The sequence below is a fragment of the Muriicola jejuensis genome, assembly GCF_010671595.1.
Lineage (GTDB): Bacteria > Bacteroidota > Bacteroidia > Flavobacteriales > Flavobacteriaceae > Muriicola > Muriicola jejuensis.
This window is the reverse complement of record NZ_JAABOP010000001.1, coordinates 1,035,168-1,058,652: the sequence shown is the minus strand read 5'-3', so window position 1 is coordinate 1,058,652 and position 23,485 is coordinate 1,035,168. Positions and strand designations below refer to the sequence as shown.

Genomic DNA, 23,485 nt, shown 5'->3' with positions numbered 1-23,485 from the left:
GTCTTTGATCCTCGGACCCCAAAACCCGGAGTTCATTGTTTCCGGTTAAAGGTGCCGGGAGGCTTATTTCTCTTGTTTGGAAAATTCATCATTTATGAATACCCTGGTGTGGGGCAGGCAATTGGGGTAGTTCTCCTGTAAGAAGGCGATCAGTTTTTCACGTACGTGTACTCTCAGGTCCCAGGCGGTGGGGGAATCCTTTGCACTCATCAGCGCCCTGATCTCAACATGTGTTCCGGTGGCATTGGTCACCTGTATGTTCTGAGTCTGCCCATCCCACAGGTCGGTATTTTTCAGAATTCGCCCGAGTTCTTCCCTCAAGGGTTCAATTGGGAGGCGATAATCCGTATACAGGAAGACGGTCCCCAGGATGTCCGCCGTAGTTTTGGTCCAGTTCTGAAAGGGCTTTTCGATAAAATAGGTCGTCGGTAAGACCAGTCGCCTTTTGTCCCAGATCGCAACCACCACATACGTCAGGGTGATCTGTTCGATCCGGCCCCATTCCCCTTCCACGACCACAACGTCGTCAATTTTGATCGGCTGGGCAAGGGCGATCTGTATCCCCGCTAAAATAGCCCCTATCATCTTCTGGGCTGAAAAACCGATAATGATCCCGGCAACCCCCGCCGAGGCAAAAATGCTGATCCCTATTTCCCGGATCTCCTCGAAGCTCATCAACGCGATACCCAGGGCCATGATGGTAATAATGAAGATGAAGATTCGCTCCAGGATGGTGAACTGGGTGTACACTTTGCGGGCCTTGAGATTGTCAGTGGAACTCACGTCGTAATTCTGTATCACCAGTTGCTTGACGAGTTTGATCACCTTGATCAGAAGCCAGGTAAATGAAAAGATAAAGAGGAGGGTGCTCGATTTGCGGAAGATATAACCGTAGTCATCCAATCCCAGTAACTCCCGAAGAGAACCCATCCTCAGAAGAAAGGAAAAAAGGATAAAGATCAGGGGAAGGGAAACCTTCTTCATCGTGTCCGGGGGCAATAGGTTCTGAGGGTCTTTGCCCAGCCGCCTGAGCAGGATGACCGCGGCAAAATAGGTCAGCACCAGTAATAGTAACCCTCCAAAGACATAGAAAAGAGAAGTGTTCGAAGGGATTTTCATGATTTCATCTCTCATTGGGAAAATGGTTTTCGGTTGACAGGTTTGGAAATTACGGAACAATCACCTTAATACCATGGGGAATCAGCATTCTCTATTTTAAAATAAAGAAAGTAATGAAGGACTCTGCTGGCCAGTTGAGGTACAAGTAGTATTTTTGAGCGTGTAAAAAAAATTATGCTTTGAAAGGAGTTTTATTAGTGAATCTGGGTTCCCCGGACAGCCCTACCGCCAAGGACGTCAAACCCTATCTGGACGAGTTCCTCATGGATGAGCGCGTCATCGATGTGCCAAAGATCCTCCGCAATATTTTGGTTCGGGGGATTATCCTGCAAACCCGGCCCAAGAGATCGGCCAAGGCCTACAAGAAAATTTGGTGGGAGGAAGGTTCTCCCCTGATCGTGATCTCAGAACACTTTGCTGTAAAGGTGAGGGCTCAGACAGACCTCCCAATAGCCCTGGGGATGCGATATGGAAGCATGAGCATCAGAAAGGCATTTCAGGAACTGGCAGACCAAGGCGTGGATGAGGTATTACTTGTGCCTTTGTATCCGCATTACGCCATGTCTTCCTACGAGACCGTGGTCGTAAAGGCCCTGGAAGAGCAACAGAAGCACTTCCCTTCCATAAAGGTCACCACGCTCCCTGCATTCTACCACAACCCCGATTACATCCGGGTGCTGTCCAGGAGTATAGCAGAAGGTCTGGAGGATTTTGATTACGACCATGTGCTGTTTTCCTACCACGGCATCCCGGAACGCCATATCCGCAAATCAGACCCAACCCGCTTTCACTGCAAGATAGACGGGAGCTGCTGCAAGGTGAATTCTGTGGCCCATCATACCTGTTACAGGCACCAGTGCTACAAGACCACCGACCTCGTCGTGGAAGCCCTCGGTCTTCCCCAAGATAAGGTGAGCACTTCCTTCCAATCCCGTCTGGCCGGTGACCCATGGCTAAAGCCCTACACAGACTACGAGTTTGAAAGGCTGGCAAAAGAAGGGAAAAAAAGGCTGATTGTGGTCACTCCGGCCTTTGTAAGTGATTGTCTGGAAACACTGGAGGAGATCGCGATGGAAGGAAAAGAACAGTTCGAGGAAGCAGGCGGAGAGCATTACAAACATATCCCCTGTCTCAATGAAAGGGACGACTGGGTCGCCCTTATGGCTTCCTGGATACGCGACTGGCAAACTGAACACATCCTTCCCGTCTGATGGCCAGGGTCACCGCGGATGATCTGGGTACAGAACCCATCGGAAGGCTCCTGATAAGGCAGGCAGTGCCGGCTTCTATCGGGATCCTGGTCATGTCCCTGAACATCCTGGTCGACACCATTTTTGTAGGAAACTGGATCGGCTCCATCGCCATAGCCGCCATCAATGTGGTCTTACCGGTCTCTTTCTTTATCGCCGCCCTGGGTATGGCCATAGGGATAGGCGGGAGCAGCATCATTTCACGTGCGCTGGGGGCCAATCACACGGAGAAGGCCCTGAAAACCTTTGGAAACCAGATCACGCTTACCCTCCTGGTGACGATCACCATGGTGGGCTTTGGCCTGTATTTTGCCAATGATCTGATCCCGGCATTCGGGGGAAAAGGCGCTATTTTCGAACCAGCCAAGATCTACTACACCATCGTCCTCTACGGGGTTCCCTTTCTGGCCTTGTGTATGATGGGGAATACGGTTATTCGAGCCGAAGGCAAGCCGAAATTCGCGATGATCGCCATGATCATCCCTTCCGTGGGAAACCTCGTGATGGACTACGTGTTCATCTATATATTCGATTGGGGGATGGAAGGGGCAGCCTGGGCTACTACGGGGGGCTATCTTCTTTGTTTTGGATATATCCTGTATTTCTTTCTCTCCAAAAATTCCGAGCTGAAGATCGACGTGACTCATTTCGGACTCGACCTCCCAATCCTCAGCGAGATCGGTTCACTCGGCTTCGTTACCCTGTCAAGACAGGCCGTAACCAGTGTCACCTACCTGCTGATGAACAATATCCTTTTTGACCTCGGGGGTGAATCCATGGTGGCTGTCTACGCCATTATCGGCCGAATGCTCATGTTTGCCCTCTTCCCGGTCTTCGGGGTGACACAGGGATTCCTGCCCATTGCGGGGTATAACTACGGGGCGAGGAAGTATCCGCGGGTCAGGGAATCCATCAATACTGCCATTACCTACGCTTCAGTTGTGGCCACATTGGTTTTTATCGGCCTGATGGTCTTCCCGGCTGAGATCACAGGGATGTTCCTCAGCCACCGAGCGGATATGGGCGCTGAAGAGATTGCCGGTAATCTGTTTGTTTTGGAAAATACACCCCCGGCCATGCGATGGGTATTTGCGGCAACGCCTATCATTGCAATACAGCTCATAGGAGCTGCATATTTCCAGGCCGTCGGAAAGGCCATACCGGCCTTATTGCTCACCCTCACGAGGCAGGGATTCTTTTTTATTCCCCTTATCTTGATCCTTCCCAAATATTTTGGCGAATTGGGGGTATGGCTTTCCTTTCCCATCGCAGATGTCCTTTCTACCCTGGTGACGGGCTACTTTCTCAGGAGGGAAGTACAGACCTCCCTGCAAAGGAGTGTGGACTGACTGGCCTTTCCTGGTATAGGCAAAAATTCTGTATAGGGATCAAATAAAGTCCTACTTTTATACTACTAAAACTCAACAAACCATGAAAAAAGTTTTGATTCTTTTACTTTCCCTTAGCGTGTACGCAATGAACGTGAACGCCCAGGATATCACCTTTGGAATAAAGGCCGGGGCCAACTTCTCCAACCTGAAAACAACCTTCTTTGGTCAAGGGCTATCCCCTGACGGGGCTACCAGCCTGTATATCGGGGGTCTGGTCGATATCGGTATTTCGGAAAACGTACACATCCAACCCGAATTGCTCTACTCTATCGAAGGGGCTAAGAACTCGGAAATCAGCTTTGTAAACGTCCCCTTGATGTTCAAATATTACCTGATTGAAGGATTTAACATCCAGGCAGGTCCGCAGCTGGGTATCCTGGTAGATGCAGAAGGAGGTACAGTTGCGACAGATAGGCTTAAAGGCATCAACTTCGGCCTGAATTTCGGAGCGGCATTCGAGATCGTCGGAGGATTTTTTGCAGATGCCAGATACAACCTGGGAATCGCAAATATAGCCGACTATGACCCGGAATTTACTGATTCCAAACTGAGGACCAAAGGCTTCCAACTCGGTGTGGGTTACCGCTTCTGATCTCAGGCTAAAAATAAGAATCAAACGGGGGTTTAGGCTCCCGTTTTTTATTTCCGGACAGGGGGAAATAGAAGAGCTTAAAAACTGACAGGTTCCTGTTACTTTCCTACGAGAAGAAAGCGTTTTGGGTTTCCTTCTTTTTTGGTACATTTAGCGCTTACGAACCTGAACACTAATCAAAATGAAGTTGAATTTCCGTCTGCTTTTTCTTTTCCTTCCCCTATTCCTGATCTCAACCACGATTGAAGCCCAAAGGCGTTCAAAGGCACAGACCTCTGACCCTTATCCAGAGGCGTTGTATTCCAGCATGGAATACAGGCTCGTAGGCCCGTTCCGTGGCGGAAGATCTGCCGCTGTGACCGGTGTACCGGACCAACCCAACCTTTTTTACTTCGGCGCAACCGGAGGGGGTGTCTGGAAGACCATGGACGGAGGCAGAACCTGGGAGAACATCTCGGACGGGTACTTCGGAGGGAGTATAGGCGCAGTAGAAGTAGCCCAGAGCGACCCCAATGTTATCTATGTAGGAGGAGGTGAAAAGACCCTGAGGGGGAATGTCTCCTCAGGCTATGGTCTCTGGAAATCCGTGGATGCCGGGAAGACTTGGACAACCGCGGGACTCGAGAAGAGTCGGCATGTCCCAAGGATCCGTATCCATCCCGATAATCCGGATATCGTTTACGCTGCCGTTCTGGGGGATATCTATAAGCCCTCTCAGGACCGCGGGGTCTACAAAAGTACGGATGGAGGTACTACTTGGAGAAAGGTTCTCTTCGCCAACGATCAGGCGGGAGCCGTAGACCTTATTCTCGATCCCACCAACCCGCGTATCCTTTATGCTTCCACCTGGCGAGCTCAACGCACACCCTACAGTTTGAGCAGCGGGGGAGCCGGTTCTGCCCTGTGGAAGAGCACAGACAGCGGGGAGAATTGGACAGAGATCTCAAAGAATGATGGTTTCCCCACGGATACCCTGGGGATCATAGGCGTAGCGGTCTCCCCTGCAAATCCTGACAGGGTATGGGCTATCGTAGAGAACAAGGATAAAGGGGGTCTGTATCGCTCGGAAGACGGGGGAAAGAAATGGAGCCAGGTGAATTCCGAACGCAGTCTGAGGCAGAGAGCCTGGTACTACACCAGGGTATATGCCGATACGGAAGATGAGGATATGGTTTATGTGTTGAATGTTCGTTACCACCGCTCAACGGACGGGGGTAAGACGTTTGAAACGTTTAATGCCCCTCACGGGGATCACCACGATCTGTGGATCGCCCCGGAAAATCCTAAAAGGATGATCATTGGGGATGATGGGGGTGCGCAGATCTCCTATGATGGGGGATTAACATGGAGTACCTATTACAATCAACCCACGGCACAATTCTACAGGGTGACTACGGATAATGCTTTCCCTTACAGGATCTACGTCGCACAGCAGGACAATTCCACCATTCGCATCAGGCACCGAAGCGATGAAAGGACCATAGGAGAGGGGGATTGGGAATCTACCGCAGGGGGGGAGTCTGCCCATCTGGCGGTGGATCCTACGGACAATGACATCGTTTACGGAGGCAGTTACGGAGGATTCCTGACCCGGGTTAATCACAAGACAAATACGGTCAGAGGGATCAATGTTTGGCCGGACAACCCAATGGGATATGGGGCGGAAGGCATGAAATATAGATTTCAATGGAATTTCCCCATCATCTTTAGCAAGCACGATCCCAAAAAATTGTATACGTTTTCCAATCATGTGCACCTGAGTACGGATGAGGGTCAAAGCTGGAAACTGCTAAGCGGGGACCTCACGCGGAACGATCCGGACAAACTGGTCTCCAGCGGGGGGCCTATCACCCAGGACAACACCGGAGTGGAATACTATTGTACCATCTTCGCGGCGAATGAAAGTCCGCTTAAAGAAGGCCTCTTATGGGTGGGCAGCGATGACGGGCTGATCCATATTTCCAGAAATGGAGGTGCTACCTGGGAAAATGTGACTCCCTCTAATATGCCGGAATGGTCTATGGTGAACAGCATAGAACCTTCTGCCTTTGACGAGGGAACCTGCTATGTGGCGGCAACGCGTTACAAACTGGGAGATTTTCAGCCATATTTGTACAAGACCACGGATTACGGAAAAACCTGGCAGAAGATCACCTCCGGAATAGCACCTGAGCATTTCACCAGGGTGGTCAGGGAGGATCCAAAAAGAAAAGGGCTTCTTTATGCCGGGACGGAAACAGGGATGTACATATCCTTTAATGATGGCAGCAGCTGGAAACCTTTCCAGCAGAACCTGCCCATTGTCCCAATTACCGACCTGGCCGTAAAGGATAACAACCTGATCGTAGCCACCCAGGGCAGGAGTTTATGGATCCTGGATGATCTTACCGTTTTGCATCAATTAAGTGAGGGAGCTCCGGGTAAGGAGGCCATCCTCTTTAAACCCAAGGACGCCTATCGCACCAAAGGGGGAACTTCCCGAACGCCTTCCAAAACAGAAGGGCAGAACCATCCCAATGGGGTGATCACGCATTTCTATCTAAAGGAAGTGAATGAAAAAGATAGCATCGCCCTGACGTACACTACTCCAGCCGGAGATACCCTGGCCACTTATAGTACCTACGCCAAAGAAAACGACCAGAAACTCAAGGTAAAGTCGGGCGGGAACACACACGTCTGGGATACCCGTGGGAAGGGAGCACAGGAATTCAAAGGGATGATCCTCTGGTGGGCGAGCCTCGATGGCCCCAAGGCAGTACCAGGAGACTATCGCGTGCATATGACCGTCAACGGGAAAACACAATCACAGCCATTCACCATCTTACCGGATCCGCGGGCAGAAGCCACGGTTGCCCAAATGCAGCAGCAATACGACTTCATTTCGGACATCAATAAAACGGTAGACAAGGCTCATGGATCTATCAAGAAGATCCGGAACATCAAGGATCAACTCGATGCGTTTATGACCCAGTACAAAGGGGATACATCTACGAAAGAACTAGTAGAAAAGGCGAAAAAATTGAAGGCAGATCTGGAGTCTGTGGAGAAAGCTTTGTACCAGACACAGAACAGGAGCGGGCAGGATCCTTTGAATTTTCCCATCAAGTTGACCAATAAGCTCGCTCATCTGAACAGCCTGGTATCCATAGACGACTTCCATCCTACCACCCAGGATGTGATGGTCAAGAACGAACTTACCGCTGAGATTGAGAAACAACTGACCCAGTTCGATACACTGGTCAGTGAGGAGATCAAGGCATTTAACGAATCTTTCAATACCCTTAAACTGAATTACCTTTTTGTAGAAGAATAGAATGGTATCCTGACAGGCCTGTGGGAAAAGCATGGGCCTGTCGGGATATTTTAACCACTCACTCGAAAACACCCCATACCCTTATGAGATCTATACATCTATTTCTCTTCCTGTTTGCGGTCAGCACAGCCCTGGTAGGTCAAACAGCAGAATCCTATTTTCAGCCCTTGAAATACAGAAATATCGGCCCCTATCGAGGTGGGCGTTCCGTGACTGCAACCGGAGTTGTCGGAGACCCGCTTACCTATTACATGGGCACCACGGGAGGGGGCCTTTGGAAGACCACGGACGCTGGTGTAAGCTGGGAGAACATCTCTGACGGCTATTTTGAAATGGGATCGGTTGGTGCCGTGGCCGTGTCCCCTTCCAACCCGAATGTCGTGTATTGTGGCATGGGGGAACACGCCGTAAGGGGGGTAATGACCTCCTATGGAGATGGGGTATATAAGTCGACTGATGCAGGCCGCACCTGGAAGAAGATCGGGCTGGAGAAGACACAGCATATCGCACGTATTCTTATCCATCCAACAAACCCGGATATTGTATATGTGGCGGCACAGGGGGCCTTATACGGGCCCACAAAAGACAGAGGGATCTACAAGAGTACCGATGGGGGGATTACCTGGAAACAGGTCCTCTATGTCAATGACCTTACGGGGTGCAATGAACTCTCCATGGTCTGGTCTACCCCGGAGGTGATCTACGCCAGTATGTGGCACCACCAAAGGACGCCGGATAAGGTGATCAGTGGGGGTGAGGGCAGCGGCCTGTACAAATCTACGGACGGGGGTGAAACCTGGAAGAAGATCCATAACGGACTTCCCGAGGAAAAAGGAAAAATGGCGATCGCGGTGAGCCAGGCCAACCCACAGAAAGTGTATGCCCTGGTTGAAAGTGATTCGAATAAGGACCTGGGCGGACTTTTTGTCTCGGAAGATGCCGGGGCATCCTGGAAGATGGTAAGCGGGGACAACAGGCTGGTACAGCGGGCCTGGTATTATATCGAGGTGTTCCCGGACCCCAATAACGAGCATGTGGTCTATGTCATGAGCGCTCAGGCCTTGCGATCCATTGACGGGGGTAAGACCTGGGAAGAGATCGAAGGCAAACACGGGGATTACCACGATCTTTGGATCAATCCCTCGGACTCCAGGAATATGATCATCGCAGATGACGGGGGAGCAGCCATAAGCTTTGATTACGGGAAAAACTGGTCATCCCTTGACATCATGCCTACGGCACAATTCTACCGGGTGAACGCGGATCGTTTGTTCCCATACAACCTCTATGGAGGGCAGCAGGACAACACCTCTGTCAGGATCGCGCATCTATCCCTTTCCGGAGGGGGAATAGGGGAACGCGACTGGTCCTATTCGGCCGGAGGTGAAAGCGCTTTTCTCGCCTTCGACCCGGATGATCCGCGCTATGTGATGGGGGGAAGCTACCTGGGATATATAGACCTGCTGGATGTCAAGACCAAGGCTACGACAAAGATCGTAGCCGCGCCCATTCAGTACCTGGGCAGGGCTGCCCGCGACATGAAATACCTGTTTAACTGGAATGCACCCATCATACGTTCCCAGCACGAACCAAATACCTTCTTTCACTGTGCACAGCTCGTACTCCGCACCAGGGATATGGGGGTTACCTGGGAGGAAATTTCCCCTGACCTTACCCGGAACATGGACGAAAAACAAGGAAAAGGGGGTGGCCCTTACACCGTTGAGGCCGTTGGAGCGGAGAATTACGGGACCATTGCTTACATGACCGAATCACCCCATGAGTCGGGAGTGTACTGGACCGGGAGTGACGACGGACTCGTCTATCTCACCCGGGATGGTGGTGAGAACTGGCAAAACGTTACCCCTAAAGGTCTGAAGGAATGCCTTATCAATGCGATCGAAGTTTCCCCCCATGATGCGGGAACCGCCTATATCGCCACAACCCGCTACAAGTTCAATGACCATACCCCAGCTTTGTACAAAACCGAGGATTACGGAAAGACATGGACCAATATCAGTTCCGGGATACCCTATGGATCCTTTACCAGGGTCGTCAGGGAGGACACCTCCAGAAAGGGACTGCTGTACGCAGGAACCGAGAAGGGCATCTATATTTCCTGGAATGACGGTCAGGCCTGGCAGCCTTTCCAACTCAATCTGCCGAATGCGCCCATAACAGACCTTCTGGTCCATCAGGGGGATCTGCTGGTAGCCACTTCAGGCCGGTCTTTCTGGATACTGGACGACCTGGCTGCCCTGGCCCAGTACGAGCCGGGCAAACAGGGACTGAAGATCTATCGCCCCGAGGACACCTTGAACGCTTCCTGGGGTAGTCCCCTCAGTGGAGATGCAAAGGATTTCAAAGGAACCCATCCCACCCAGGGAGTGAATCCGGCGAACGGAATGGTGCTGTATTACGAATTGCCAGAAATGAATGAGAACACCCCGCTGACCATGGAGATCAGGAACGAAGCGGGCAAACTTATCCGGACTTTCACTTCCGTAAAAGACTCTACCTACCAGGAGCACAATGGAGGCGGGCCACCCCCGAAACCAGTCCTGTCAACAGACAAGGGGCTGAACAGATTTGTATGGGACCTGAATCATCCAATCATGGAAGGTATCCCCGGGGCGTACATGGAAGCAGGGTTTACCGGTCACAAGGCCTCTCCGGGCACTTATGAGATCCGCCTGAGCACGGGAGATCAAACCGCGATCACCAAAGGGAATATCCTCCCAACCCCCGGTTTCGGGGTGACTGAAGCGGAGTACGGCGAGTACGACGATTTTATGACGGCCATGGAGACGGAACTCAATGCCATGCACAAGACGGTAAACCGGCTTTTCAAGGTGCAAGCTCAATTAAGGTCACTCCTGGAAGGTCTTGAGGAAGGACCTCTGAAAGCTTCGGGTAGAAAATTGCTGGCGGAACTGGTGGCATGGGATGAGGACATGATCCAGAGAAAATCTCAGGCCTATGACGATGTGGAGAACTTTCCCAATAAATTCACGGCAGAGTACATCTACCTTATCAATTTAACTAACAGTGAGATCCCCAGGATCAACCAGGGATCCCGGGACCGGAAAAGAGAACTGGATGCCCAATGGGCGGGGTTGAGATCGCGTGCACAACGCATTATCGAGACTTCCATTCCGGCCTATAACAAGGAATTGTGGCAATCTGGTATTGGCGCCATCCAAGTGTATTGAGGAAGATGGAGTATTACAACTATATCAAATCCCTGCACCTGATCTTTGTGGTCACCTGGTTTGCCGGTTTGTTCTATATCCCCAGGTTGTTCGTCTATCACATAGAGGCCTCAGAAAAACCGGAACCAGACAGGACCATTCTCACGTATCAGCTGAAGCTGATGACCAAAAGGCTTTGGTACATTATCACCTGGCCTTCGGCCGTTCTGTGTACCCTTTTTGCCCTCTGGTTGCTGCTCCTTATGCCGTCCTGGCTCAGTCAGCCCTGGATGCACGTCAAATTGCTCTTTGTCGTCTTGCTGATCGCCTATCATCTCAAGACCCACCAGATGTACCTGCAATTACAAAGGGATGAGATCAGGTATTCCTCCCATTTTATGCGGATCTGGAATGAAGGAGCCACCATCGTCCTGTTCGCTGTGACCTTCCTCGTGGTCCTCAAGAGCGCGTTCGACTGGATCTTTGGCGTGGTCGGGATCCTCTTGCTCGCGGTTCTTTTGATGCTGGGCATCCGGCTCTACAAGAGGATCAGGGATAAAAACCCGGAAGCCTGAAGGATTACTGCCCAGCTTATCAATTGGGCGGGGGAACCCGCGGGAACAGCGTACTTTGGACCGATTATTGCTATCTTTAAGCTCAAATTAAGGCATCTTGTTCAAGAAGTTCTCCCTCAGGTCCAGGATTTTTGTTACCATGATATTGCTGGTGCTGATCGCCTCGGTACTCATCGCAGGAGTGACCATTTATCAGTATAGGGAACAGTCCAGGGACTACCATCAGGACAGGCTGGAACGAAAGGAGGAACAGGTCAAGCAAAGTATTGCATACGCCTTGCAGGAAACGACCTACCCGGTGGTCGCGGAGAATCTCGGGCTCATCTTCAAGGATGAGATCTACCGGATCGCAGATGTTCAGAACGTGAATTTCAACATCTACGACCTGGAAGGGCAGCTCGTCAAAAGTTCAAGGCCCAAATTCTACAATGACTCTATTTCGGAATGCCTGAGCGCCGAGGTCCTGAACGCCCTTAAGGAAAGCCCGAACAAACGACTGGTGGAAGACAACCTCGCAGCGGGAAACAAATTCCAGGCCTCGTACACCTACATCACGGACCCAAAGTTCAAACCCATTGGGATTCTGAACCTCCCCTACTATGAAGATAATTCATTCAACAGTATGGAGTTGAGGGAGTTCCTGTTCCGCCTGGGTGGGGTGTACTTCATTATGTTTATCGTGGCTATTTTCCTCGCTTATTTCATTTCCAAATACATCACCCGGTCCCTGGAGACCATATCCGAAAAGTTGCACCACACCAACATCGCAAAGCGCAATGAGAAGATCTTCGTCAAGAACCCAAGTGAGGAGATCGTCAAGTTGATCGACTCTTACAACAGCATGATCGATCAACTCGAACAAAGTGCGGTAAAGCTTGCCCGGAGCGAACGGGAGCAGGCTTGGAGGGAGATGGCGAAACAGGTAGCACACGAGATCAAGAACCCCCTTACCCCAATGCGACTTACGGTTCAGAGCTTTCAAAGAAAATTCGATCCTAAAGCTCCGGATGCCAGGACGAAGATCGAGGAGTTCTCCAATACCCTTATCCAGCAAATAGACACGATGAGCAGTATTGCCGCGGCCTTTTCGAATTTCGCCGAAATGCCCGCCCAGCAGAACGAAACCCTGAATGTGGTAAAGACCGTCAAACTGGCCCTGGATATCTTCAATGAGAATTACATTCATTTTATCTCCGAAGAAGAAGAAATAATTGCGAAATTAGACCGTACCCAGTTGATCCGGGTCGTCACCAATTTGGTGAAGAATGCGATCCAGGCTGTACCCGATGTGCCATCCCCACGGATCCTCGTATCGGTGGTCTCTGACGGGGATTATGTGAAGCTCTCCGTTGCAGACAACGGCGTAGGGATATCGGATGATGTGAAGGAAAAGGTCTTCGAGCCCAAGTTTACCACCAAGACCAGTGGGATGGGCCTGGGGCTCGGGATGGTCAAAAATATTGTGGAGACCTATAAAGGGACCATCACCCTCACCTCCCAGCCCGGTAAGGGGACGGTATTTACCGTACGTTTCCCAAAAGCAAATCAAAACTCATAAATATGGATTACAACAATATCCTCGTTGAACTTGAAGAGCACCTGGCCATTGTGACGATCAACAGGCCCAAAAAACTGAATGCGCTCAACACGGCCACTATCAAGGAATTGCACCTGGCCTTCAAAGCATTGCAGAAGAACAACAAGGTCAGGGTGATCATTCTTACGGGTGCGGGAGACAAGGCATTCGTTGCAGGAGCGGATATTTCCGAGTTTGCTCATTTTAACACCAAACAGGGAGGGCAATTGGCGGCCCAGGGACAGGAATTGCTTTTCGATTACATTGAAAATCTGGAAAAACCGGTTATCGCCGCCATCAACGGGTTTGCGTTGGGAGGTGGACTCGAACTTGCTATGTCCTGCCATTTCAGGATCGCCAGTCACAATGCAAGGATGGGTCTTCCCGAAGTATCCCTGGGGGTGATCCCAGGCTATGGAGGTACGCAAAGACTCCCCCAGTTGATAGGGAAAGGGCGAGCTATGGAAATGATCATGACCGGTGGGATGATCGATGTGGAAAGGGCGATTGAATACGGCCTGGTCAATCATATCGCCTCATCGGAAGAACTGCTCGATTTCTGTACGGACATTGCTAAAAAGATCGCAAAAAACTCTCCAATGGCGATCAGTCAGGCAATAAAAGCGATAAATGCGGGTTTTAAACATGATGTTCACGGATTTGAAGTAGAGATCAATGCCTTTGGGCAATGCTTTGGCACAGACGATTTCAAAGAAGGTACCACGGCATTCCTGGAGAAGAGAAAAGCTTCGTTTCAAGGGTCCTGACAACATCGGATGTAATTCTCTTATATGCGAAAAAAGATCCTGCTATTCGGGCTGATTTGTGTGGGATTTCTTGCTGGGGCACAGGAATATCCTATCGACTACACTTTTGGTGAGAAATATAATGACCGGTACAAATACTCCAACCTCCTGACCATCGAGGATGACGGCAAAGGAGGGAGCCTTATGGTAAGGGCCTATTACACCGGACTGATCCTGACGCCAAAGGGCTATCTCATCGAACATTACGACGAAAACCTGCAGCTGATCTCGGAGTATAACTACAAGCTCAAGGATGGGGAATTCGTGCACGGGTATTTTAGGAATGGACAACTTTACCTCCTTTTCCTGGATTACAATATGGAGGCAGAGGCCTATGAGTACTGGGTCCACAGGAGCCCGATAGAACCCTTTTCCTTTACAGCTGAAAAGCTTCTCTCTTTTTCCTCGGCCCCCGTTAACAACCCTCTCGACAAAAACTATTACAACAGAAATTTCAATTCAGGGTTCAGCACTACCGTGCTCTTTCCTGAGGACAGGAATTCATTCCTGATCAGTACTCATTTCAAGAAAGGAAAGGACAACAGGCATGAGATCTATCTCTATTCCTCCAGCCTGAAGCAGGTGATGTACCAGGATTTCTCGGCGGAGGTGGAGGAAAAGAACTACGCTTTTGAACGCGTGGAGGTCTCCAATGACCTTAGTCAGGTCTTTATCGTTGGAAAAGCCTATTTCAAAAAACGGCGATTCACCGCCCTGGAACGCAAATTCCAGTATGAACTCATTCGCCTAACTCCTTCCGGGATCAAGACCCTAACCTTCGATTCGGAAGGGAAGTACTCCGAATCGCTGACACCGCTGTATAATCGAGGGGATCTGATCTGTGTGGGGTTCTACGCAGATCGCAAGGACAACCGGTACAACGGTCTGTCGTATTTCAGGGTAGACCCATCGACGATGGAGATAAAGGTCAAGAAATACAATCCGTTTACTGAACAATTCATGTTCGACAAGTTCGGACAGGAATACGATAAGGAGGTTCAGAACCTCGTATTTAAAAATGCGACGGTCACCCCGGACAACCATATCCTGTTCAACGCTGAAGAATACTTTGTCACCCAAAGTATTCAGGCGAATTCGAGTGGGGGCAGGATCAGGGTGGAAAGGTTCCACCATAACGATATCGTCAGTGCTAAACTCGACCCAAACGGAAATACGGTCTGGGCACGGAACATCAATAAATCAGAGGTAACGCAGGGAGACGGGGATTACGCCTCCTACAGCGCCCTCACCCGAGATGGAAAGACCTATTTCTTCATCAGTACGGCCGCAGAGAATCCGCAGGTGCTGAACAATGAGCGCATCATTTTTAAACAGGGCCTGAGCCGGAACCGCAATGTTTTTGTCATCCAGTTGGACGGGCAGGGCCAGATGAGTTACGAGAAGATCATCGACTCAAAGGATGCCAGACTTCCTCTGATGGTCTCCAACCCCTTGATAGATAGCTCCGAGGGAAAGATCCTCTTCTACGCTAAACGCGGCACCAAAAAACAGCTGGTGAATGTCGCTATTAACTAGGTCATAAAGAAAATCATAAATTGGAAAATATCCATATATTTGGATATAATCCAATTTCATGAAAAAAGAATTTATCAGGGGACGAGGTGCTCAGCACAATTCATTCAACAAGTTCGAAAAATTCCACTCTGAATGGAGGGATGATTTCCTGGAATACTGCCTGGAACATGGTGAATTGGCAGATTCCAACAAAACTTCCTACATCCCGGTTCATCCGAAGACCATAGTAAATAAGGTGACGAGCCCCGATGTGGGCATGTCCTTTTCCATGAATCCCTACCAGGGGTGCGAACACGGGTGTATTTACTGCTACGCCCGGAATACTCATGAATTCTGGGGATACAGTGCGGGCCTCGATTTTGAAAGGAAAGTACTGATCAAGGAAAACGCCCCGGAACTCCTGGAGGAAAAGATCAGAAGCAGAACGTGGAAAGCCGAGACCATCGTGCTATCCGGGAATACAGACTGTTATCAGCCTGCGGAAAAACACTACAGGATTACCAGGGCTTGTCTGGAGGTCTTTCTGAAATACAGGCATCCGGTGGGGATCATCACCAAAAATGCGATGGTATTGAGAGATCTTGACCTGCTAAAAGAGTTGAATTCCTTTGGGTTGGTCGGAGTTCATATTTCGGTCACTTCTTTGAGGGAGGAGACCAGGCGTCTACTTGAGCCGAGGACGGCAACTATTGCAAGGAGGCTTCAGACTATCAAAGTGCTATCCGAGAACCGTATCCCGGTAAATGCCATGCTGGCTCCTCTTATTCCGGGGATCAACAGCCATGAGCTCATGTCATTGGCCAAAGCCGTTTCCGATCACGGGGCCCTTTCCTTTGCCTTTACCGTGGTTCGCCTGAACGGGGCCATCGGGCTATTGTTTACGGATTGGATCAGAAGGGCCATGCCAGACAGGGCCGATAAGGTATTAAGCCAGATTGAGAGTTGTCACGGTGGGCAGCTTTCAGACAGCAGATTCGGAATCAGGAATAAGGGAGAAGGCCCCTTGGCCAAAAACCTCCATATGGTGGCCCGAATAGCCAAACAGAAGTATTTTAAGGGAAGGAAATTCCCCGAGCTCAACAAAGAACTTCACAGAAGTTATAAGGACGGGCAGCTCAGACTATTTTAATTCCCAGCCTTTTCGGTAGGAACCTTTTACCCATTCGTTAGCCTTTTCGAAATTGGTGACCTTCATCGCTTCTCCATCCCACATGATCTTTCTCCTGCCGGGGTAGAAATACGGATCCCAGTCGCCCAGTTGTTTACCTTCTTTCAATTCCTTGTACTGATTTGCCTTAATGGCCAGGTTCCCCATGAGCACCGCTTCGGTAAGCGGGCCGGAGCGCGCAAAATCGGAAGAGGTGGCTTTCCCTTCCAGGCAACCTTCCACCCAGTTCCTCTGATGGCCTCCGGTACTGCCTTCTATCCTTGGCAATGTAGGAGTAGGGGGTGAAAAAAGACCCATCATTTCAGAGGGGAGCAATCGGGCATTCCTGGAATAGACATCACACACCAGGATGCCTTTAGAACCGTAGAAGACCGTACCTCCACCGGTGTCGCCTATGGTCTCCCCGTCCTTCAGTTCATCTGGGAGATCCGGCATGATGCCGCCATCGTACCAGTTCAATGCTATATCCCCGTGTTTCTCAGTATTGAATTTGAGGCGGACGATGGAGGATGCGGGGCAGGATGCGCTGTAATCTGCTTCCACAAAGTCACCGACCCAGTTCGTGGTGCAGCTGGCTTCTGCTTCCGTAGGATATCCCAGGTCCAGCACCCCGAAAGGCGTTTCCATGATATGGCAACCCATGTCTCCCAGGGCTCCGGTCCCAAAATCCCACCATCCCCTCCATTTAAAGGGCAGGTAGGCGTTGTTGTAGTCCCTCATTGCCGCCGGTCCCAGCCATAGGTCCCAGTCGAGCCCCTCGGGGATCTCATCCTTTCCCTTGGGAAGGGGAACACCCTGTGGCCACACCGGGCGATTGGTCCAGCAATCGACCCGTTCTACGGTACCGATCACGCCTGAATTAATCCATTCCTTGGCCAGTCGGCTGCCATCACTGGACGCCCCCTGGTTCCCCATCTGGGTAACGATCCCGTTCTCCTTGGCCACCTGGGTCATGAGTCGGGCCTCCGCAATATTGTGCGTAAGGGGTTTTTCCACATAGGCGTGTTTTTTGGCACGCATAAATGGCAGGGCGATAGTGGCGTGGGTATGATCAGGCGTGGCGACCATTACGGCATCCATGTCCTTTAACTGCTTGTCATATACCTTGCGATAATCCTTATATCGTTTAACGTCCGGGAAGAGCTCATAGGTCTGAGCGGCTCGCCTCTCGTCCACATCACAAAAGGATACGAACTTTACCTTTCCGGTCTCCTGCAGGGATTGGATCACCCCCAATCCTCTTCCCCCCACCCCGAAGGCGCCTATGTAGAGGGTGTCACTGGGAGGCACGTGCCCTTTTCCCAGTACGTAACTCGGAACGATTGAGAATACGGCCGTGGAGGCCGTTACATTTTTGATGAATTTTCGCCTTTGCATGGATGTGTTTTTTGAGTTTTTGAAGATAGAAAAACAACACCAATAATGGAAATTCCCTTAAAGCGATTTACGGGGGTTGAAATAGAAATTCAGGTGGGATTTATCTTTCCCCGTTCCATTCCGAATAGAACTGCTCCAGGTAATGTAGCAGGAATTCGTGTCGCTCTTCGGCTATCTTTTTTCCTGCAGGGGTGTTCATCCTGTCTTTCAGCAGAAGGAGTTTCTCGTAGAAGTGGTTGATGGTGGGTCCGTCTGACTTCTTATAGGTCTCCTTGTCCATTTTCAGGTTCGGGGAGATATCCGGATCGTATAGCTTCCGGTTCTTATGACCGCCGTAATGAAAGGCACGTGCTATCCCAATAGCGCCTATAGCATCCAGGCGATCTGCGTCCTGCACCACCTGCAGTTCGAGCGGGAGCTCCCCCTTTCTTTTTCTTCCTATGGAATTCTTAAAAGAGATCTCCTCAATGATAAAACACACCTCCGAGACGGTCTTTTTATCCACCCCTATGGAGGTCAGAAATTCCCTGGCCATCCTCGGTCCAATGTTTTCATCTCCTCCGTGGAATTTGGCATCGGCTATGTCGTGGAGAAGGGCCCCCAGGCTTACCACCAGGACATCCACTTCCTCGTCCCTGGCCAGGAGGAGCGCATTGTTAAATACGCGTTGGGTATGGAACCAGTCATGCCCCGCTTCTGCGTCGCCAAGCGTTTCCTTGACAAATTCAATGGTAGACTCTACGATTTCGGTCGTGTTCATAGGTGAGTGAGGATGTCTTGTTTGATCAGTTCTTCCGCCCTGGCGATGATCGCTTCCGGATCGCCCGTATTTGGTATGGGGGGGTGGACCTTGAAAATTAAATGAGAACCGATTCCGTAAGGGAATTTGCCATAACGCAGCATTTTCCATGAATTGTTTATACTGATGGGAACGATCAGGGCGGATGGGGCCTTTTTTATCAGGACCTTGAGACCGGTGGTCTGGAATTTCTTGGGTTGCCCCGTCCTGCTTCGGGTTCCTTCGGGGAAGATAACCGCACTCCTGTTGAATTCCTCTATGTATTCCCCCAGTTTTGCGATGGCTGCAAGGGCCTGTTTGCTGTCCTTCCTGTCTATGAGTACGGAACCCCCATGCCTCAGGTTAAAAGACACGCTGGGGATACCTTTTCCCAATTCGATCTTGCTGACAAATTTAGGGTGATGCTGTCTCATGTGCCAGATGATAGGGGGGATGTCATTCATACTCTGGTGGTTGGAGACGATGATCAGGGGCTTGTTTTCGGGGATCTTGTTTTTGTTGATAAAGGTATACCGCGTTCCCAAAATATAGGTGCACCATATGAGGACCAAATTGAGGATGCTCACACTTTTTTTGTGTGCGTTGTATCCAAACCCTTTCAGGCAGATCCATTGGATGGGATGGAAGACGAGCAGGATGATCCCGAAAATCAGGAAATAGAGTATGGTCAGGGGGTAGGCCAGGATCTTCCGCATACTGCAAAAATAAAAAACCGCACCTTTAAAAGTGCGGTTCAGATTATTTTACTGCCTTCTAATTAGCAAAATTCGTCATAGGCCTCGGTGAGGTTTTCTGCGATCATTTCTGCCGGTCTGCCTTCTATATGGTGTCTTTCGATCATGTGGACCAGTTCCCCATTCCTGAACAGCGCCATGCTGGGGGAGGAAGGAGGGAAGGGAACCATCAGGTTCCTCGCTGCATCCACCGCTTCCGTATCCACTCCGGCAAATACGGTGATGAGGTGGTCGGGCCTTTTCTGATTCCTGAGACTCATTTTAGCAGCCGGCCTGGCATTGGCGGCGGCACATCCGCAAACGGAGTTGACCACCACCAGGGTGGTGCCCTCCTGATTGATGGCCTGTTCAACGGCCTCTGCGGTGAATAATTCCTGGAAACCTGCGGATGCCAGGTCATCTCTCATGGGTTTTATCAATTCTGCGGGATACATAGTCTTGTTTTTTGTGGGGACAAAGATAATGAAACTGTATGATTTCAAAGCCAAAGCTTTCTTAAGACTGCCCCGGCTTTTGTCTTCTAAATCCTATCTTTGCCAAAATTTTTTTATGATTCGCTGGATTGCAGCCATCCTCGGGTACTTCTTGTTCCGCTTGCCGGGAGCCATCCTGGGCTTCTTTTTGGGAAGCCTGATGGACAGCATGGGTTCAGGTTTCGGTGCGCGGAGTGTTTTTCAGGACCTTTCCCGTCAGAAGGTGACCCCTGCCGATTTCGAACTCAACCTTCTTTCTCTGTGTTCCATTGTGATCAAGGCCGATGGACAGGTGAGTCAGCGCGAACTCGACTACGTGAGGCAGTATTTCCTCCAGACCTATGGGAAGGAAAAGGCGAATGCGATCTTCAGGACCTTTAACGAGGTTATCAAGAAGCGGGAAATCTCTGCCCAGCGGATCTGCGAATATCTCAACCAACGCACCCGATACGAGGTGAGACTGCAACTCCTGCACTTCCTGTTCGCCATCGCCCAGTCCGACGGGTCAATCAGTTCCAAGGAGATAGAGAAGATCAGGGAGATAGCGACGTATTTGCGCATAGGGAAGATAGACTACGAGAGTATTCAGGCTATGTTCGTGAAAGCGGCAGACAATGCCTACAAGATCCTAGAGATCGACAAGGGCGCTTCCGATGAGGAGGTGAAAAAAGCTTACAGGACCATGGCGAAAAAATATCATCCGGACAGGGTGAATACGGAGAATGAGGCCATCAAGAAAGGGGCGGAGGAGAAATTCAAGGAGGTGCAGAAGGCCTATGAACAAATACAGAGGGAAAGGGGAATATAAACCTGGAATTTATGTGGAGTTTTGGATTCTATATTGAATTGGGCCTGGGCCATGTGCTCGACCTCAGTGCGTATGACCATATCTTATTCCTGATGGCCCTGACCATCCCCTACACCTTCAGGCTGTGGAAACAGGTCCTCACCCTGGTGACCATCTTTACAGTAGCCCACTGCCTTTCCCTTGCCCTCTCTGTCTATGAGGTCGTGGAGGTAGACGTGGCCCTGATCGAATTCCTGATCCCTGTAACGATCTTATTGACCGCTCTTTTCAACCTCAGGGAAGGACTGAAGCAACACAGCGATCTCAGTTTTAAACTGCAGGCAGCTGCCACTGGTTTTTTCGGGCTGATCCACGGCTTTGGCTTTTCGAATTATTTCAAGATGTTAATGGCCGGGGAGGTCGAGAAGCTGAACCCACTTCTGGGATTCGCAACAGGGATTGAACTCTCCCAGGTCGTCGTCATAGTGGGAGTACTCCTCCTGGCGGCCCTCCTTGAAGGAGTGCTGAGGCTGCCCCGCAAGTATTTCATCATCGGGACCACGGCTGTAGTGATCCTCATCACCCTGCCCATGATCATAGGCACCTGGCCGGCCTGAGAATTAGCGCCTCAACGGTTTTAAATAAATATTAACCCTATTTGGTTGCCGGACTCTGGCAAAGCCGGTATCTTAGTGATAGTTTGCCATCTGAGAATAAAAGCATCCCAGTATATACGTGAGCAAAAAGAAGCAGCTAAAATACGACAAGGCCTATTTGAGGATGGCACACGAATGGGGAAAGCTTTCCTATTGCGTGAGGAAAAGGGTGGGTGCGATCATCGTCAAGGACCGCATGATCATCTCTGACGGATACAACGGAACGCCCACAGGGTTTGAGAATTTTTGTGAAGACGAGGAAGGGTATACCAAATGGTATGTGCTGCACGCAGAGGCTAATGCTATTTCCAAAGTTGCCTCCTCCACTCAGTCCTGCAAAGGGGCCACCCTGTACATCACCCTTTCTCCCTGCAGGGAATGCAGCAAGCTTATCCACCAGTCTGGCATAAAACGTGTGGTCTATCAGTTGGCGTACAAAGATAACTCCGGACTTGAATTTCTGGAGAGAGCGGGGGTAGAACTGGAACACCTGCCCCATATTACGGAAGACAATGCATAAGGATTCATGAAGAAGTATCATTATATATGGCCTGCAGTAATAGCCCTGGCTCTTGCCATTGGTATACTGATCGGAGGGAAGTTGAATTTCAACGATTCGCCCGAAAGGCTCTTTTCGACTAATTCCAAAAAAGATAAACTCAACCGGCTGATCGATTATATCGACTACGAATACGTGGACGAAATAAACACGGACAGCATCGTAGATGTGACCGTCAACAACATCCTGGATAAACTCGACCCTCATTCGGTCTATATCCCCAGAGAAGAACTGACGCAGGTATCAGAGAATATGAAAGGGGATTTCGTGGGAATTGGGATCAATTTCTACATGTACAGGGATACGATCACCGTGATAAGGACCGTAGAAAACGGCCCCAGTTTCCTGAAAGGCATTGAGCCCGGGGACCGGATCATGGAGGCAAACGGGGATACCCTTTTCGGGAAGAACCTGCCGAGCAGGAAGATCGTCAGTGCGCTCAAAGGGGAGAGCGGATCAACCGTGGATCTGAAAGTGTATCGCAAGAAGGAGAACCGTTTTTTCAACGTCACCCTAAAGAGGGACCGGGTGCCCATAAAAAGTGTGGATGCGTACTATATGCTCTCACCTGACATGGGCTATATAAAGATCAACAGATTTGCAGAGACCACCTTTAAGGAATTCAGGAATGCCCTGAGATCCCTTCAGCGTTCCGGAGCGAAAAAGTTAACGCTCGATCTCCGGGACAATCCAGGAGGATACCTCGGGATAGCAGAACAAATGGCGGATGAATTCCTGGAACAGGGGAAGCTTATACTCTTTACCAAGAACAAGAAAGGAAAGGTAGAAAAGATGTACGCTACGGATGCCGGCAGCTTTGAGGACAAGCCGGTCTATGTTCTTATCAATGAGAGATCGGCCTCTGCCAGTGAGATCATTGCCGGAGCACTGCAGGATAACGATGTGGGTACCATTGTAGGCAGGCGATCCTTTGGCAAAGGCCTGGTGCAGAGGGAGATGGCCCTGGGAGACGGATCTGCCGTGCGGCTTACGGTCTCCAGGTATTACACCCCAACGGGCAGGTCCATACAGAGGGATTATCACAACGGGAGTGAGGATTATTACGAGCGATTCGAGGACCGCTATGAGAACGGGGAACTCGTTTCTGCAGACAGCATCAAGGTGGCTGATTCCCTCAAGTTTACTACTCCGAAGGGGAAGGTGGTCTACGGTGGAGGGGGAATCATTCCGGACGTATTCGTACCCATTGGGAATATGGAGGAGGAGACCATTAAAAGTATGGAAAGCCTGGGCTTTATCTCCCGATTTATCTTCGAGCATCTGGAAGAGGACAGAGGTCGCTATACGTCCTACTCAGAGGATGATTTTGTCAGGAAATTCAGGGTGGATGACATCCTGTTCGAAAAGTTTGTGGACTTTGCCCTGGCCAGCAATATCACCATGGACTTCTACCAGTACGATGAGCGGATCAAATTGTATCTGAAGGCGGCCCTGGCAGAACAGCTTTTTTCGGAAAACCTCAGTGCCAAGATCAAAGGCGAGGTCGACCTCATGTTGCAAAAAGTGATGGAACTGGATGCTCCCACTTGGCAGCCCGAGAAACCTGCGGTAAAAGAGTAATT

The 23,485-nt window shown here is 50.3% G+C and carries 19 protein-coding genes; 14 read left to right on the top strand and 5 right to left on the bottom strand.

Annotation, left to right across the window (positions count from 1 at the left end; translation table 11 throughout):
- Window positions 1-63: 63 nt before the first annotated feature.
- Window positions 64-1,134, bottom strand: a complete 1,071-nt coding sequence (locus GWK09_RS04680; RefSeq protein ID WP_163691835.1) for a mechanosensitive ion channel family protein — start codon at window positions 1,132-1,134, stop codon at window positions 64-66.
- Window positions 1,135-1,298: 164 nt separating this feature from the next.
- Between GWK09_RS04680 and hemH the strand changes: the two genes are divergently transcribed.
- The 10 genes from hemH to GWK09_RS04630 all read left to right on the top strand — a co-directional run bounded on the left by hemH (window position 1,299) and on the right by GWK09_RS04630 (window position 16,478).
- Window positions 1,299-2,330: a ferrochelatase gene (hemH, locus tag GWK09_RS04675; RefSeq protein ID WP_163691834.1), complete on the top strand. Its 1,032-nt coding sequence runs from the start codon at window positions 1,299-1,301 to the stop codon at window positions 2,328-2,330.
- Complete coding sequence (locus tag GWK09_RS04670) at window positions 2,330-3,718, top strand: MATE family efflux transporter (protein WP_163691833.1); 1,389 nt, start codon at window positions 2,330-2,332, stop codon at window positions 3,716-3,718. The genes hemH and GWK09_RS04670 overlap by 1 nt, the downstream gene beginning before the upstream one ends.
- A gap of 82 nt (window positions 3,719-3,800) precedes the next feature.
- Window positions 3,801-4,352, top strand: a complete 552-nt coding sequence (locus tag GWK09_RS04665) for a porin family protein (RefSeq protein WP_163691832.1) — start codon at window positions 3,801-3,803, stop codon at window positions 4,350-4,352.
- Between the two features lie 181 nt (window positions 4,353-4,533).
- Entirely contained in the window at window positions 4,534-7,665 is a 3,132-nt protein-coding gene (locus GWK09_RS04660; RefSeq protein ID WP_163691831.1) for a WD40/YVTN/BNR-like repeat-containing protein, read from the top strand.
- 83 nt (window positions 7,666-7,748) lie between these two features.
- Window positions 7,749-10,877, top strand: a complete 3,129-nt coding sequence (locus GWK09_RS04655) for a WD40/YVTN/BNR-like repeat-containing protein (protein WP_163691830.1) — start codon at window positions 7,749-7,751, stop codon at window positions 10,875-10,877.
- A gap of 5 nt (window positions 10,878-10,882) precedes the next feature.
- Window positions 10,883-11,431, top strand: a complete 549-nt coding sequence (locus GWK09_RS04650; protein WP_163692503.1) for a CopD family protein — start codon at window positions 10,883-10,885, stop codon at window positions 11,429-11,431.
- Between the two features lie 139 nt (window positions 11,432-11,570).
- The gene (locus GWK09_RS04645; RefSeq protein ID WP_163692502.1) at window positions 11,571-12,989 is read left to right on the top strand and encodes a sensor histidine kinase; all 1,419 of its coding nucleotides are present in this window, start codon (window positions 11,571-11,573) and stop codon (window positions 12,987-12,989) included.
- A 2-nt stretch (window positions 12,990-12,991) separates the two neighbouring features.
- Window positions 12,992-13,774, top strand: coding sequence for an enoyl-CoA hydratase/isomerase family protein (locus GWK09_RS04640; RefSeq protein ID WP_163691829.1), 783 nt, complete (start codon window positions 12,992-12,994; stop codon window positions 13,772-13,774).
- Between the two features lie 24 nt (window positions 13,775-13,798).
- The gene (locus GWK09_RS04635; RefSeq protein WP_163691828.1) at window positions 13,799-15,349 is read left to right on the top strand and encodes a hypothetical protein; all 1,551 of its coding nucleotides are present in this window, start codon (window positions 13,799-13,801) and stop codon (window positions 15,347-15,349) included.
- Between the two features lie 58 nt (window positions 15,350-15,407).
- Complete coding sequence (locus GWK09_RS04630; protein WP_163691827.1) at window positions 15,408-16,478, top strand: PA0069 family radical SAM protein; 1,071 nt, start codon at window positions 15,408-15,410, stop codon at window positions 16,476-16,478.
- Here the strand turns inward: GWK09_RS04630 and GWK09_RS04625 are convergent.
- The 4 genes from GWK09_RS04625 to GWK09_RS04610 form a co-directional block, all read right to left on the bottom strand.
- Window positions 16,470-17,894: a Gfo/Idh/MocA family protein gene (locus tag GWK09_RS04625; RefSeq protein WP_163691826.1), complete on the bottom strand. Its 1,425-nt coding sequence runs from the start codon at window positions 17,892-17,894 to the stop codon at window positions 16,470-16,472. The genes GWK09_RS04630 and GWK09_RS04625 overlap by 9 nt on opposite strands.
- A gap of 100 nt (window positions 17,895-17,994) precedes the next feature.
- A complete protein-coding gene (locus tag GWK09_RS04620; protein WP_163691825.1) occupies window positions 17,995-18,654 on the bottom strand; it encodes an HD domain-containing protein in 660 nt (219 codons plus the stop codon).
- Window positions 18,651-19,388: a lysophospholipid acyltransferase family protein gene (locus tag GWK09_RS04615; RefSeq protein ID WP_163691824.1), complete on the bottom strand. Its 738-nt coding sequence runs from the start codon at window positions 19,386-19,388 to the stop codon at window positions 18,651-18,653. The genes GWK09_RS04620 and GWK09_RS04615 overlap by 4 nt, the downstream gene beginning before the upstream one ends.
- 62 nt (window positions 19,389-19,450) lie before the next feature.
- The gene (locus GWK09_RS04610; protein WP_163691823.1) at window positions 19,451-19,861 is read right to left on the bottom strand and encodes a BrxA/BrxB family bacilliredoxin; all 411 of its coding nucleotides are present in this window, start codon (window positions 19,859-19,861) and stop codon (window positions 19,451-19,453) included.
- Window positions 19,862-19,976: 115 nt separating this feature from the next.
- Here GWK09_RS04610 and GWK09_RS04605 point away from each other — a divergent pair, with 115 nt between their 5' ends.
- The 4 genes from GWK09_RS04605 (at window position 19,977) to GWK09_RS04590 (ending at window position 23,483) form a co-directional block, all read left to right on the top strand.
- Window positions 19,977-20,708 carry a TerB family tellurite resistance protein gene (locus GWK09_RS04605; RefSeq protein WP_163691822.1) on the top strand — a complete coding sequence of 244 codons (732 nt, stop codon included), beginning with the start codon at window positions 19,977-19,979 and terminating at the stop codon, window positions 20,706-20,708.
- An 11-nt stretch (window positions 20,709-20,719) separates the two neighbouring features.
- On the top strand, window positions 20,720-21,304 hold the full coding sequence (locus GWK09_RS04600; protein ID WP_163691821.1) for a HupE/UreJ family protein: 585 nt from the start codon (window positions 20,720-20,722) through the stop codon (window positions 21,302-21,304).
- Between the two features lie 118 nt (window positions 21,305-21,422).
- A complete protein-coding gene (locus GWK09_RS04595) occupies window positions 21,423-21,863 on the top strand; it encodes a deoxycytidylate deaminase (RefSeq protein ID WP_163691820.1) in 441 nt (146 codons plus the stop codon).
- A 6-nt stretch (window positions 21,864-21,869) separates the two neighbouring features.
- Window positions 21,870-23,483, top strand: coding sequence for a S41 family peptidase (locus GWK09_RS04590; RefSeq protein ID WP_163691819.1), 1,614 nt, complete (start codon window positions 21,870-21,872; stop codon window positions 23,481-23,483).
- The last annotated feature ends 2 nt before the right edge of the window (window positions 23,484-23,485 follow it).

Bases quoted from the DNA above. Each gene is read 5' to 3' on its own strand.
- GWK09_RS04600 (WP_163691821.1), top strand. From the start codon at position 20,720: ATGTGGAGTTTTGGATTCTATATTGAATTGGGCCTGGGCCATGTGCTC.
- GWK09_RS04590 (WP_163691819.1), top strand. From the start codon at position 21,870: ATGAAGAAGTATCATTATATATGGCCTGCAGTAATAGCCCTGGCTCTT.
- GWK09_RS04605 (WP_163691822.1), top strand. From the start codon at position 19,977: ATGATTCGCTGGATTGCAGCCATCCTCGGGTACTTCTTGTTCCGCTTG.
- GWK09_RS04630 (WP_163691827.1), top strand. From the start codon at position 15,408: ATGAAAAAAGAATTTATCAGGGGACGAGGTGCTCAGCACAATTCATTC.
- GWK09_RS04645 (WP_163692502.1), top strand. From the start codon at position 11,571: ATGATATTGCTGGTGCTGATCGCCTCGGTACTCATCGCAGGAGTGACC.
- GWK09_RS04680 (WP_163691835.1), bottom strand. From the start codon at position 1,134: ATGAGAGATGAAATCATGAAAATCCCTTCGAACACTTCTCTTTTCTAT.
- GWK09_RS04640 (WP_163691829.1), top strand. From the start codon at position 12,992: ATGGATTACAACAATATCCTCGTTGAACTTGAAGAGCACCTGGCCATT.
- GWK09_RS04610 (WP_163691823.1), bottom strand. From the start codon at position 19,861: ATGTATCCCGCAGAATTGATAAAACCCATGAGAGATGACCTGGCATCC.
- GWK09_RS04615 (WP_163691824.1), bottom strand. From the start codon at position 19,388: ATGCGGAAGATCCTGGCCTACCCCCTGACCATACTCTATTTCCTGATT.
- GWK09_RS04635 (WP_163691828.1), top strand. From the start codon at position 13,799: ATGCGAAAAAAGATCCTGCTATTCGGGCTGATTTGTGTGGGATTTCTT.
- GWK09_RS04625 (WP_163691826.1), bottom strand. From the start codon at position 17,894: ATGCAAAGGCGAAAATTCATCAAAAATGTAACGGCCTCCACGGCCGTA.
- GWK09_RS04660 (WP_163691831.1), top strand. From the start codon at position 4,534: ATGAAGTTGAATTTCCGTCTGCTTTTTCTTTTCCTTCCCCTATTCCTG.
- GWK09_RS04650 (WP_163692503.1), top strand. From the start codon at position 10,883: ATGGAGTATTACAACTATATCAAATCCCTGCACCTGATCTTTGTGGTC.
- GWK09_RS04670 (WP_163691833.1), top strand. From the start codon at position 2,330: ATGGCCAGGGTCACCGCGGATGATCTGGGTACAGAACCCATCGGAAGG.
- GWK09_RS04620 (WP_163691825.1), bottom strand. From the start codon at position 18,654: ATGAACACGACCGAAATCGTAGAGTCTACCATTGAATTTGTCAAGGAA.
- GWK09_RS04655 (WP_163691830.1), top strand. From the start codon at position 7,749: ATGAGATCTATACATCTATTTCTCTTCCTGTTTGCGGTCAGCACAGCC.
- GWK09_RS04665 (WP_163691832.1), top strand. From the start codon at position 3,801: ATGAAAAAAGTTTTGATTCTTTTACTTTCCCTTAGCGTGTACGCAATG.